Here is a 12276-nt window from a genome sequence, read left to right as displayed (position 1 = left end):
CCCCCTTCAAGATGCTCCAGTACATCACCCTGGTCCTGGACAAGTACGAGAAGGAGGTCAACCGGGAACACCCCGGCCTTACCTCCACCAGAGACTTCCGCTACCCCCCGGTCCTTCCCCTGATCTTCTACGACGGCCCCGCCCCCTGGACCGCCGCCCGGAACTTCGCCGACCGTACCGCCCTGAAAGAAGTTTTTGGCGATTATATTCCCTCCTTCAAGTACGAACTGGTGGAGTTAAACAAATACGGCTTTGAGGACCTGAGCCGGTACCGGGACGCCCTGTCGCTGTTATTGCTGGTGGACCGGATTCAGAAGCGGGAAGAGTTGGAGGAGCTAAAGGGATTACCGGGAGACTATTGGGAGGGGGTGGCATTGAATATTCCGGAGGGGATGGTTAAACTGGTAAAGGATGTGATCACGGTCCTATTGGAACGGCTGGAGGTACCTGCTGAGGAGATAGAGGCGGTGAAGGAGCATGTGGGAAAGAAGGAGTACCAGACGATGTTTGACGCATTGGTAGAGAGTGTCTTAGAGGACAAACGGCTTGCCCGTGAGGAAGGACGGGAAGAGGGACGCGACGAAGGGCGAGAGGAAGGCATCCAGATAGGCGCCGAAAAGGGGCGAGAGGAAAAACAGGCGGAAGCCTACCGGGAAAAGCTGGAATCGGCCCGGATCCTCAAGGGCTATGGCGTTTCGGTGGAGGTAATTGCCCAGAGCCTGCATCTGACCATGGAAGAAGTGGAGTCCGCCTGATGATACTATCCTCCGCTAGTTGAGACCCTGGATCCGGGCAAAGGCTTTTACTTTTGCCCGGGATATGGCTTATTGCAGGAGCCGGTATTGGTCGTTAGTTAGGGTAAAATGTTCCAAAGCCCCCGGGGTTCCCCGGATGGAGCGGTCTTGAAAGACAAAAAGGGCGTCGATGTTTTCCAGGGAGTCAACTAAAATCCGTCCCTTGTCGTAGCCCAGGGCAAAAAGGGCGGTCGAGAGGGCGTCGGCATCGATGGAGGTATCGGCGATAACCGTTACCGAAAGGAGGCCCGTGTCCGCCGGATACCCGTCGGCGGTGGAGAGGATGTGGTGGTAACGCCGGCCGGCGGCCTCGAAAAACCGTTCATATACCCCGGAGGTGACGACGCTTTTCCCATCAAGCTCCAGGATGCCGAGATAGGCCCCCCGCGCATCCAGGGGATCCTGTATGGCGATGCGCCAGGGCGTTCCCGTTGCTTTTGACCCCAGGGCATAGATATTCCCCCCCAGATCGATGAGGGCCCGGGAAATCCCCGCCCGCCTAACCAGGGCGGCCGCCTCGTCCGCGGCATATCCCTTGGCAATGGCCCCCAAATCCAGCCCCATACCGGCTGTGGGCAGAAAGACGGTCAGCGCCTCCTGATTGATGATCACCTCCCGCCAGTTAACCAGGGCTAGGGCCCCGCGGATTTCCTCCGCCGCCGGGAGCCGGGCGTGTTCGGTACCAATACCCCAGAGCTTAACCAGGGGGCCCACGGTGGGATCAAAGGCCCCGCCGCTCAATTCGGCGTACCGGAGGGCCGCGGAAAGGACGGTAATCAGCTCCCCGCCCACCTTTACCGGCGCAATACCCGCGTTTTGGTTGATCCGGGCCACCTCGGTGTCCGCCGCATTGGAGCTCATGAGCCCCTCTATCTCCCGGAGCCGGGCGAAAATATCAGCGTATAAGGGGGCGGTCCCCTCCCGGTAAAGATTGACAGTACAGATGGTTCCCAGCACGAATTCAGACCGGGCCGGCAGCATTTTACCGCAGCTTGTTAAAACCACCCCCAGCAAAAGAAATAGGGGCCTGGACAGCCTCAACATGCCGGATTTTAAGGACACCGTCCCGGGTTGAGCGGGAAAAACGGGCTTTGAACCGCCTTTTAAAAGGCCCCTTGTAAAGCCGGCCGGTCTTTTTTGAGCGATTTTATATCTCCTCCATCACGGGACTTATTCGGAACCGGGGGGTTCCGAGTAACTCGGGTTATACTACCCGCCGATCCCAAAATCCGGTGGTTTGAAACCACCTCAATCTTGAAAGTTCTGCCGCTTTGGGGTATCATATCCCCATGGCTGATGACAATAACTCGACCGATATTACGGGAAAAAAGATTTTTTTTCTACATCCCACTGCCTTAGTCCAAAATGAAATAGCGGCGGCCCTTATACAGCGGGAATTAGAGGTGTATATTGTCAGAGATCACCTAAAGCTGCGCCGGGTTCTTAAAAAATATCCCACTTCCATTGTTTTCGCAAATATTGATAATGGTATGCCCGAAAAAGACTGGGAGACCTGGATCCGGGGAATCTTGAGTGATCCCCCCACGGCAACCATAGCTTTCGGCATTTTTGCTTCGGAAAACAACGGAGCACTGGCCCATAAATATGTGGATATCATCAAGGTAAAATGCGGCTATACGGTGATAAGACCGGATACCAAAAAATCTATTATTCAAATCCTGGAAAACCTCAAAGCCGTTGACGCCTGGGGCAGAAGAAAATACATCCGGGTTACTTCGGATAACGAGGCCCTGACCACGATTAATCTGCCCTATAACAACGATTTTATAAAAGGTACCATCAAGGATATCAGCGTGGCCGGTTTATCCTGCTTTTTCCCGCTTGATCCTAACATCGAAAAAAATTCCCTCATATCCAATATCCAGATCAAGCTGCAGAGCATATTATTAAAGGCCGAGGGGATAGTGTTCGGCTCCCGTATGGACGGGCTTATCAAAATATACGTGATCATGTTTACCCAAAGAACCGATCCCGAGGTTCGGGTAAAGATCCGCAAGTTTATTCAATCTACGTTACAGTCCCGGATGGACACGGACCTGCGATAAGCGTCCCACCGCGGGTCCTAACGGGGCCTGTTTCCGCGGCGGAGCCTTAGCCTTTACCGCTGTCCTTCCACTTCCGCCTGGGTGCTTTTCCTCCAGAACTGGCTGCGGCCTATTCCCAGGCCAATCTCGCCCCGCATCTCCAGGGTATCGACCTTGTACCGTTTGCCGTCCGCCGCCCGGAAGGTGATCCGGCATTTGTATATATTGCCGGTTTCGGGGTCCACGACATTACCGCCGCTCCACTGGCCCGGCTTGTCCATGGTCAAGCCGAAGATCCAGGGGGTTCCCCGTACGGGGAGCTGGTTTACCTTCCCCGGCACGGGAAAATTCGGATAGGACTCCTTACATTTATCAGCCTTAACATCCGGGGGATACCCCACGACACCGAGAATTTTACCGTAAAGTTTGCCCCCGCTCTGGTAGATCTGCCAGCCCGCGGTGGGATTACCGGTTTTATCGTCCACGCTGACCCAGTACCCCTCCACGGGATCCGCCGCAAGAAAAACCCCCACGATCAAGACAAAGATCGCAGCTAATAGGATTTCTTTTTTCATAGCTCCTCCTTATCCATAAGATAAGGATACACGGCCGCCGGATGCTAGTAAAGGGGGCCTTAAGAAACCTATTGACGGGAGCCATAAGTGGAGGTACAGTGATATAAAGGTTATAAGGAACAAAGGACGTAAAAAATGACCTATAGTATCGCCATGGCCGGTAAGGGGGGTACGGGTAAAACCACCCTATGCGGTTTGTTTATTAATCATCTGGTCAATACGGGGAAAGGGCCGATTTTGGCGGTGGATGCCGACGCCAATTCCAACCTCAACGAAGTGCTGGGGGTGGAACGGCCGATTAGCCTGGGGGAGATCCGGGAAGAACTGGCCCGGTCTGAAATAGACGAAAACAGCCCCATTCCCGTGGGAATGACCAAACAGGAGTATGTCAACTTCAAATTCGGTTCCGCCCTGGTGGAAGAAGCCCATTTCGATATGCTGGTCATGGGACGGAGCCAGGGGAAGGGCTGTTACTGTTATGTCAACGACGTGCTGCGGGAGCAGCTCAAAAAATACTATACCAATTACCGGTATTTGGTGGTGGACAACGAAGCGGGGCTGGAACACATAAGCCGGGGGATCCTACCCCCGGTGGACCTTATTCTCCTCGTGAGCGATTGTTCCCGACGGGGTATCCAGGCGGCGGGCAGGATAGCCGGTATGATCAAGGAACTGGATTTTAAAGCAGCCCAGGTATGGCTCATCGTGAACCGCGCCCCGGAGGGAAAACTGGAGGCGGGAATCCAAGAGGAAATTGAGGCCCAAAATCTTTCCCTTATCGGGGTCATTTCCCAGGATGAGGAGGTTTACCGGTATGATGCGGCGGGAAAACCCCTGATAAGCCTGCCGGAAACATCCCCGGTCAAACAGGGCATGACGGAGATCATTAAAAAACTCGACTTATGAACGTACCGGTAAAGCTTGTATTGTTTTTAACCGAGGCGGCGGCAAAACCATCCGAATTTTGAAACCGTTTCGATTGGCTTTCACGAAGAAAGCTAAAAAATCACGAGATTTGGAGGGAGACTATGGGTGCTTTAACGGATCTTATTTATGCGGGAGCGAATGCCGTGGCGGGGTTAACCGAAGGGGCCGTCAAAAGCGCGATTGAAAAATACGGGGCGGATAAGGGGATCGCCTTTCCCGATACGGCTTACTTTTTCCCCACTATTTTTACCGCTACCGGGGTAAAGGTGGAAAAACTGGAAACCCTGACCGCCTGCGTGGGGGTGCTGAAGAGCCTCATTTCCGGCAAGGAAGATCTGGGGGAAGCGTTGAATGCGGGACTCGCCACCGCGGTGGGGGCGGAGATCATTGAGGGCCTTAAATACCTGGAGCCGGATCCCTATGGCAAGGAGCCGGGGATTGGGTTTGTACCGGACCCCATCATCCGTTCCCTGGGGGTGCCCCTGGTTACCGGAGATATTCCCGGGGTCGCGGTGGTATTGGGGGAGGCAACGGATCCCGCTTCGGTGGCAAAGGTGGTAAAGGATTACCAGAGCAAGGGGCTCCTCACCTTCCTGGTGGGCAAGGTCATCGATCAGGTAAGCGCCGCGGGGGTTAAGGTGGGACTGGAATTCCGGGTGGTACCCCTGGGGTATGACGTAACCTCGGTGATCCATGTGGTGACCGTAGCCATCCGGGCGGCGTTGATCTTCGGTAACATCAAAGAAGGGGACCTTCCGGGGCTGTTGGCCTATACCAAGGAACGGGTTCCCGCTTTTGTGAATACCTTCGGTCCCCTGAATGAGGTGGTGGTTGCCGCCGGAGCCGGGGCTATAGCCCTGGGTTTCCCCGTGATCGTGGATCAGGATATCGGGGATCTGCAGATCCCCGGCGCCCTGGAGTCGGTTACGGATTACGACCAAACCGTAAAACATTCCCTGGAACTGCGGAATATCAAGATCAAGGTAAAGGAAATTTCCATCCCCGTGGCCTTTGCGGCGGCTTTTGAGGGGGAGATTATCCGCAAAAACGATATGTACGCCGAGTTCGCTTCGGATAAGAACCTTACCTGTGAGCTGGTCACCATGAAGGACGCCGCTTCCGTGGAGGACCATAGGATCACCGTGGTCGGGCCCGACATCGACGAGGGCAGCCCTCCCGTTAACCGGTCCCTGGCGGTGTATGTGGAAGTGGCCGGGGCCAAGATGCGTACCGATTTTGAACCGGTCCTGGAGCGGAAGATCCACCACTGGTTCAACTACATCGAAGGGGTCATGCATACGGGACAGCGGAACCTCTTCCGTATCCGGATCGGCAAAGAGGCCTATGAAAAGGGCCTGCGCCTTAAAGACCTGGGGGAAGTGGTCTATGTGATGCTCATGGATGAATTCGGGACGGTGGTGGATAAATGCCAGGTGACCCTTTTCACCGATAATGACCGGGTAAAGGAGATTCTGGAAAAAGAGGCCCTCCCCAAATACGAGGCCCGGGATTCCCGGCTGGCCTCCATGACCGACGAAAGCGTGGACAGTTTTTACAGCTGCATCCTCTGTCAGTCCTTCGCGCCGGCCCACTGTTGCGTGATCACCCCGGAACGGCTCGGGCTCTGCGGAGCGGTTTCCTGGCTGGACGCCAGCGCCACCAAGGAACTCACCCCCACCGGACCCTGTCAGCCCATATCAAAGGAAGGGGTGATAGATGAAAAGAAGGGGGTCTATACCTCGGTGAACAATGCCGTGGAAGAAGCCACCCACGGGGCGGTAAACAATGTGACCCTCTATTCTATCATGGAAGACCCCATGACCAGCTGCGGCTGCTTTGAGTGTATCTGTGGGATCCTGCCCGAGGCGAACGGCGTGGTGGTGGTCAACCGGGAATACAAGGGGATTACCCCCACGGGAATGACCTTTGGGGAGCTTGCCTCCATGACCGGCGGCGGGGTACAGACCCCGGGCTTTATGGGGCACGGACGGCACTTTATCGCCTCCAAAAAATTCGTCAGCGCCGAAGGGGGCCTGTCCCGGATAGTCTGGATGCCCCAGGAGTTGAAAACCGAGGTGGCCCCCCGGATCAACCGAACCGCCAAGGAACTGTATGGGATTGATAATTTCGCGGATATGATCTGCGACGAAACCATCGCCACTGATGTGGAAGCGGTGGTCGCCTTCCTGACGGAAAAAAATCATCCCGCCTTTGCCATGGAAGCCATCATGTAGGAAGGCCGAAGTTTTCGGATAATTCGAGCGGGAAGTGAGTAATAAGTATACCGTAGTATTCCGGGCCGAAGGTAATGAGGAGCGGAGCACCGCCGTATCCGCCGGCGAAACCATCCTGGAGGCGGCAAAGCAAGCGAAGGTCCCCCTGGACGCGCCCTGTTCGGGGAACGGTACCTGTGGAAAATGCCGGGTAAAGGTGCTTTCCGGGGAATCGGAAAGCGGGCAAACCCGGCATATTAGCAGGGAAGATTATGCCCAGGGGTACCGTCTTGCCTGCACCTCGGCAATCCGGTCGGATATGGTAGTTTTTGTCCCCCCCGGCGCGTTGGCCTATCAAAACCGCATCAAGATAAGCGCGGGGGACCGGGAACAGGCGGTGTTTTCCGCCTTCCGGGAGGAGCTGGGCGCCCTGGGTTTCATCGGGGACAGCGGCCTGGAAATCCTTGACCTTACCCTGTCCCGGCCGGATCCGGGGAACCCCATGGCGGACCGGGAACGGCTTCTGTCGGTCCTGGAAACCCTCCGGGGGGAAGGGGCCCCGCCCCTGGGTCTCAGCCTTTACGCCCAACGGAAACTCCCCGACGCCCTGCGGGAGGGGGATTTTTCCGTAAGCTGCGTCCTCAGGCACGGGGCCGGGGAAGACCTGATCCTCAACGTGTTTCCCCGGGGCCCTTCTAACCCGGTCATCGCCGGGCTTGCCATAGATATCGGGACCACCTCGGTGTCCATCCTCCTCCTGGACCTCCTGACCGGGGAGCCCCTGGCCCTGGGCTCTGCGGGGAACGGCCAGATCCGCTACGGGGCGGACGTGATCAGCCGGATCATCGAAAGTACCCGTCCCGGCGGCCTGGAACGGCTGCAACGGGCGGTGCTTGAGGAATGTATGGTTCCCCTCATCCAGGCCCTTTGCCGGAAGGGGGGAATCAGCCCGGATGCTATTTACCGGGCCGCGGTGGCGGCCAACACCACCATGACCCATCTGTTCCTGGGGGTTAACCCGGCATACCTGCGGCTGGAACCCTATGTGCCGGCTTTTTTTGAAGGGGGAACCCTCCGGGGCAGCGATACGGGCCTTTGCCTGCACCCCGACGCGGAGGTAATCCCGGCTCCCAGTATCGGCAGCTATGTGGGGGGGGATATCACCGCCGGGACCTTTTCCTCGGGGGTGTACAAAAAGGAGGCCCTTTCCCTGCTTATAGACCTGGGAACCAACGGGGAGCTGGTGTTTGGGAACGCCGATTTTCTTATGGCCTGCGCCTGTTCCGCGGGCCCCGCCTTTGAGGGGGGGGACATCGGCTGCGGCATGCGGGCCACCGACGGGGCGGTCGAAGCCTGCGGCATTGATCGGGAAACCATGGAACCGGCCCCCCGGATCATCGGCGCTGCCGGGCAAAAGCCCGCGGGGCTCTGCGGCTCCGGGCTTATCGACCTTATCGGGGAGTTGTTCCGCTGCGGGATCATCAATGCCCGGGGAAAATTCATCCGGGAGGGTAAACGGGTCCTCCGGGACGAGTGGGGTATGGCGGGCTACATCGCCGCCTTTGCCGGAGAAACGGAAACCGGCCGGGATCTGGTGCTGACCGAGGGGGACATCGACAACTTTGTCCGGGCCAAGGGGGCGATCTTCTCCGCCATCAGGACCATGCTGGTCAGCCTGGACTTTACCATGGATGCTATCGAGGAGGTGTACATCGCCGGGGGTATCGGCAGCGGCATCAATGTGGAAAACGCCATCCGGATCGGTATGTTCCCCAAGCTCCCCCTGGAGCGCTACCATTATATCGGCAACAGTTCCCTTTTGGGAGCCTACGCCATGGCCGGCTCCCGGGGGGCCGTCCAAAAGCTTACGGAGATCAGCCGGGGGATGACCTATCTGGAACTCTCCTCCCATCCGGGCTATATGGATGAATTCGTCGCCGCCTGCTTCCTGCCCCACACCGACGGTAACCTCTTTGCATAAGATGAATACCAGGGGGCTTTACGAAAAAAACCAAAAAGACAGGGCCCCCCTTTTCCATTATACGGCGATTTATCAGACCCTGACGCCCGGGGAAATCGCCGGACGCTGCGGTCTTCCCTTTGACCGGGATGCATCGGCCTTTTCCCTGCGCCTTATGGGAACCGAATACCGGGCGGCTTTTCCCGATTTCAGCCTGACCGACGGGGCGGGGAAGGAACTGCAAAACCCCGGGGAAAAGATCCTCGTCCTCCGGTATCTCTGTGAAGGAAAATATTTTGAAGGCCGGGGCAAACAGCTTTCCTACCGGGAGATTCCCTGGGGTGCGGTGTATTACCCCAATTTCCGGGGCCGCTGTATCAACCGCTTTGCCGCGGTCTTCGGCAGGGACCCGGCGGCTTTTAGGAAAATTATGGAAAACACCGGAGCGCTGCGGGCCCAGGCCCTGGACCAGGGGGATGTGGGGTACCGGTTTGAATTTATCACCGGCCTTTTTATGAGCCTTCTCCTGTGGGCCGGGGACGACGAGTTCCCCCCTTCGGCCCAGATCCTCTTTGACGACAATTTTGTGTTTGCCTTTACCGCCGAGGACCTTGCCGTGGTGGGGGAAGTGGTCATCGCCCGGCTCAAGGAACTATCGAAAAATCCCTGAGGACTAGATATCCGATATACCCCAAGAAATTAACCGAACCAAGGCGTATCAACCCAAGCCGGCTTTACGGCGGGTGTAGATATCGTAGAACACCGCCAGAAGCAGGATCAGGGCCTTGACCACGTACTGGTAGTGGGTTCCCAGGTTCATCAGGGACATCCCGTTATTGATGGCGGACATCACCAGGCCCCCGACAATGACCCCCACCACGGTACCGATACCCCCGGAGGCGGAGACCCCGCCGATATAGCAGGCGGCGATGGCATCCATCTCAAAGAGGTTCCCCGCTTGGGGAAGGGCGCTGTTCATGTACCCCGTGGAGACCACCGCGGCGAGGCCCGTCAAAATCCCCATGATACAAAACACCACAAAGGTGATGAATTCGGAGTTGATCCCCGAGAGCTTGGCCGACCGGGAATTACCCCCGACGGCATAGATATACCGGCCCAGGACGGTATTCCGGAGGATGAAGTTGAAGACAAACACCGTTATCCCCAGTACCACCACCACCACCGGCAGCCCCCGGTATGCGGAGAAACGCTGGGCAAGACCGAGGACCAGGGCGGCGATCAGGACCAGCTTGGCGATAAAGAGGCCCATGGGGGCAATCTCAAAGCCGTTCTGTATCTTGGTCCGCCGGGAGACGATCTCGGCAATAACATAGACCACGAGGAGGAGGACCCCCAGGATGAGGGCAACGGGAGCGATCCCCCCGATAGGCTCCAGCCCCAGGACCTCATCCACCGTGCCCGTGGCAAGATGGGAATAGCCGGTGTCCTTTAAGCTGATGGGGTTAATATTGGTGATGAGGTAGGTAAGCCCCCGAAAGAGGAGCATCCCCGCCAGGGTAACGATGAAGGCGGGGATCTTGGCGTAGGCCACCCACAAGCCCTGGAAGGCCCCGATAAGGAGCCCGATGAAGAGGGCCGCCAAAAGGGTCAGGGGCATCCCTACCCCGGTGTTGTATACCATGGCGCTGATGGCCCCCACAAAGGCGCAGACCGAACCCACCGAAAGGTCGATCCCCAGGATGATAATAACCTGGACCATGCCCACCGCCAGGATAAGCACATAACTGTACTGAAAGAAAATATTGGTAAAGTTCCGGGGACTGAAATTGTTCCCGTGGGTCAGGGGGGCAAATACAATCATGATCACCGCCAGCATGATGAACATGGAATAATTCCGGATATTATTTCTGAACAGGGTCCGAATTGAAGCCGTTTGCGGCGAAGCCTTGGGTGCCGGGACGGAGGTCTCCGTCTGTTTAGCCTTATCACTCATACTTACTCCTTGTTACTCCTTACGGGTATTATCCGACCAGCGCCAGATGCATGATCTTTTCCTGGGTTGCCTCATCGTGCATTAACATCCCTTTGATCTTCCCCTCGTTCATCACGTAGATCCGGTCCGCCATTCCCAGGGCTTCGGGCAGCTCCGAACTGACCATGATAATGCTCTTCCCCTGCCCCACCAGGTCGTTCAGGATGCCGTAGATCTCCGACTTGGCCCCCACATCAATGCCCCGGGTGGGCTCGTCCACGATAAAAATATCCGGATCCGCCAGCAGGGTACGGCTGACCACCACCTTCTGCTGATTCCCCCCGGAGAGGTTCCGGGTAAGCTGGTTTATCGAAGGGGTCTTGATGGAAAGATCCCGGCGGTAGCGCTCGGCTTCACGGATCTCCCGCTGGGTATTCACGATGCCCATGGTGGAGAGCTCCTGCAGGCTTGCGGTGGAGATGTTGTTTTTTACGCTCTGAATCAGGATGAGCCCCAGGTTCTTGCGGTCCTCCGAGATATAGCCCAGGCCCGCATTGATGGCCGCCCGGGCCGAATGCAGCTGAACCTTTTTTCCATTAATATACACCTCCCCTTCGCTCCGGGAACCGTAGGACCCGCCGTAGATACTCATCATCAGCTCGGTACGACCCGCGCCCATGGGACCGCAGAAGGCGAGGATCTCTCCTTTTCGGAGGTAAAAAGAGGCGTTATCCACCACCTTGATGGTGTGGTAGTCGGGATGGTAAACGGTCCAGTTCTTTACCTCCAGCACCGTATCCCCCGGCTTCGAGAGCCGTTCCGGGAAACGGTGGGTCAGGTCCCGGCCCACCATGTCTTTTATCAACATCTCCTCGGTGAGCTTGTCCTTCTTCACGTCATAAACGGAAATCGACTTTCCGTCCCGAAGCACCGTCACCGTATCCGCCACCTGGAGGATCTCGTTGAGCTTGTGGGAGATCATCACCGAGGTGATGCCCTCTTTCTTAAACTCCAATATCAGGTTGAGGAGTTTCTCACTCTCATCGTCGTTGAGGGAAGAGGTGGGTTCATCCAGGATGAGGAGTTCCACCTTCTTGGAAAGGGCCCGGGCAATTTCCACCAGCTGCTGCTTTCCCACCCCCAGTTTGCTCACGATGGTTTCGGGGGATTCGTGGAGCCCCACCCGGTCCAGGTATTTCTTTGAATCCCGGATGTATTTATCCCACCGGATGATCCCGAACCGGGTCTCCATGTGGCCCAGAAAGATGTTTTCATATATTGAGAGGTAGGGACTGAGGGCCAGTTCCTGATGGATAATGGCCAGTCCTTCCCGTTCACTGTCCTTGACATTCCGGTAGAAGGTCTCTTTTCCCTTATAGAAGACCTTGCCCTTATAGTCCCCCTTGGGATAGACCCCGCTGATGACGCTCATCAGGGTAGACTTTCCCGCGCCGTTCTCCCCGCAGAGGGAATGAATTTCCCCCCGCCTCACCTTGAGACTGACATTGTCCAACGCCAGAACCCCGGGGAATTCCTTGGTGAGGTTTTCGATCTCAAGAATATACTCGCCATACCCGTCCATGATCCGCCTCAATTCAATCCAGAATAATAAATCCTATCAATAACCGCTTTAGTATAAATTAATTATGAGAGAAAGAAAATATACTGAAAAAAGAAATATACGAAAGAGCCGGTTTCAAAACCCATACTTTGAGTTTTGAAACTGGCTCGAATAGGTAGGACCCGCGCAAGAATAAAATGCAGGGCATTTTATTCTAATTGCTTACGCAATAAAGAAACAATATGACCATTCGGTCATGTTGTTTCTG

10 protein-coding genes are annotated in these 12276 nt (G+C 56.4%); 6 read left to right on the top strand and 4 right to left on the bottom strand.

What is annotated here, in order from left to right; translation table 11 throughout:
* The coding region (locus LQZ21_RS14120) for an Rpn family recombination-promoting nuclease/putative transposase (RefSeq protein ID WP_411045177.1) at nucleotides 1–755 on the top strand (755 nt) is incomplete at its 5' end.
* A gap of 69 nt (nucleotides 756–824) precedes the next feature.
* Here the strand turns inward: LQZ21_RS14120 and LQZ21_RS14115 are convergent.
* Nucleotides 825–1838 (bottom strand): FAD:protein FMN transferase, encoded by a 1014-nt coding sequence (locus LQZ21_RS14115; protein ID WP_411045176.1) that lies wholly within the window; start codon nucleotides 1836–1838, stop codon nucleotides 825–827.
* A gap of 245 nt (nucleotides 1839–2083) precedes the next feature.
* Here LQZ21_RS14115 and LQZ21_RS14110 point away from each other — a divergent pair, with 245 nt between their 5' ends.
* Nucleotides 2084–2860, top strand: coding sequence for a PilZ domain-containing protein (locus tag LQZ21_RS14110; RefSeq protein ID WP_411045174.1), 777 nt, complete (start codon nucleotides 2084–2086; stop codon nucleotides 2858–2860).
* 53 nt (nucleotides 2861–2913) lie between these two features.
* Here the strand turns inward: LQZ21_RS14110 and LQZ21_RS14105 are convergent, their stop codons facing one another.
* A complete protein-coding gene (locus LQZ21_RS14105) occupies nucleotides 2914–3414 on the bottom strand; it encodes a DUF2147 domain-containing protein (RefSeq protein ID WP_411045172.1) in 501 nt (166 codons plus the stop codon).
* A 135-nt stretch (nucleotides 3415–3549) separates the two neighbouring features.
* Here LQZ21_RS14105 and LQZ21_RS14100 point away from each other — a divergent pair, with 135 nt between their 5' ends.
* The 4 genes from LQZ21_RS14100 to LQZ21_RS14085 all read left to right on the top strand — a co-directional run bounded on the left by LQZ21_RS14100 (nucleotide 3550) and on the right by LQZ21_RS14085 (nucleotide 9184).
* Entirely contained in the window at nucleotides 3550–4320 is a 771-nt protein-coding gene (locus tag LQZ21_RS14100; protein WP_411045170.1) for an ATP-binding protein, read from the top strand.
* A 122-nt stretch (nucleotides 4321–4442) separates the two neighbouring features.
* Entirely contained in the window at nucleotides 4443–6575 is a 2133-nt protein-coding gene (gene acsB, locus LQZ21_RS14095; RefSeq protein WP_411045168.1) for an acetyl-CoA decarbonylase/synthase complex subunit alpha/beta, read from the top strand.
* A 34-nt stretch (nucleotides 6576–6609) separates the two neighbouring features.
* Nucleotides 6610–8535: a corrinoid activation/regeneration protein AcsV gene (gene acsV, locus LQZ21_RS14090; RefSeq protein ID WP_411045167.1), complete on the top strand. Its 1926-nt coding sequence runs from the start codon at nucleotides 6610–6612 to the stop codon at nucleotides 8533–8535.
* 1 nt (nucleotide 8536) lies between these two features.
* Nucleotides 8537–9184 carry a DUF3786 domain-containing protein gene (locus LQZ21_RS14085; protein ID WP_411045180.1) on the top strand — a complete coding sequence of 216 codons (648 nt, stop codon included), beginning with the start codon at nucleotides 8537–8539 and terminating at the stop codon, nucleotides 9182–9184.
* A gap of 48 nt (nucleotides 9185–9232) precedes the next feature.
* Here LQZ21_RS14085 and LQZ21_RS14080 read toward each other — a convergent pair whose 3' ends face one another.
* Both LQZ21_RS14080 and LQZ21_RS14075 read right to left on the bottom strand, forming a co-directional pair.
* The gene (locus LQZ21_RS14080) at nucleotides 9233–10468 is read right to left on the bottom strand and encodes an ABC transporter permease subunit (protein ID WP_486401696.1); all 1236 of its coding nucleotides are present in this window, start codon (nucleotides 10466–10468) and stop codon (nucleotides 9233–9235) included.
* Between the two features lie 28 nt (nucleotides 10469–10496).
* Nucleotides 10497–12029, bottom strand: coding sequence for an ATP-binding cassette domain-containing protein (locus tag LQZ21_RS14075; RefSeq protein ID WP_411045165.1), 1533 nt, complete (start codon nucleotides 12027–12029; stop codon nucleotides 10497–10499).
* Nucleotides 12030–12276: the final 247 nt, after the last annotated feature.

It is taken from the genome of Treponema sp. TIM-1, from assembly GCF_046533115.1.
Classification (GTDB): domain Bacteria; phylum Spirochaetota; class Spirochaetia; order Treponematales; family Breznakiellaceae; genus JAIRMO01.
Note: the sequence above shows the minus strand (reverse complement) of the source record. Positions and strands in the feature narration are given on the sequence as shown.

Excerpts from the sequence above, each read along its gene's own strand:
- LQZ21_RS14075 (WP_411045165.1), bottom strand. The coding sequence starts at position 12,029 with ATGGACGGGTATGGCGAGTATATTCTTGAGATCGAAAACCTCACCAAG.
- LQZ21_RS14080 (WP_486401696.1), bottom strand. The coding sequence starts at position 10,468 with ATGAGTGATAAGGCTAAACAGACGGAGACCTCCGTCCCGGCACCCAAG.
- LQZ21_RS14110 (WP_411045174.1), top strand. The coding sequence starts at position 2,084 with ATGGCTGATGACAATAACTCGACCGATATTACGGGAAAAAAGATTTTT.
- LQZ21_RS14105 (WP_411045172.1), bottom strand. The coding sequence starts at position 3,414 with ATGAAAAAAGAAATCCTATTAGCTGCGATCTTTGTCTTGATCGTGGGG.
- LQZ21_RS14100 (WP_411045170.1), top strand. The coding sequence starts at position 3,550 with ATGACCTATAGTATCGCCATGGCCGGTAAGGGGGGTACGGGTAAAACC.
- LQZ21_RS14085 (WP_411045180.1), top strand. The coding sequence starts at position 8,537 with ATGAATACCAGGGGGCTTTACGAAAAAAACCAAAAAGACAGGGCCCCC.
- acsB (WP_411045168.1), top strand. The coding sequence starts at position 4,443 with ATGGGTGCTTTAACGGATCTTATTTATGCGGGAGCGAATGCCGTGGCG.
- LQZ21_RS14115 (WP_411045176.1), bottom strand. The coding sequence starts at position 1,838 with ATGTTGAGGCTGTCCAGGCCCCTATTTCTTTTGCTGGGGGTGGTTTTA.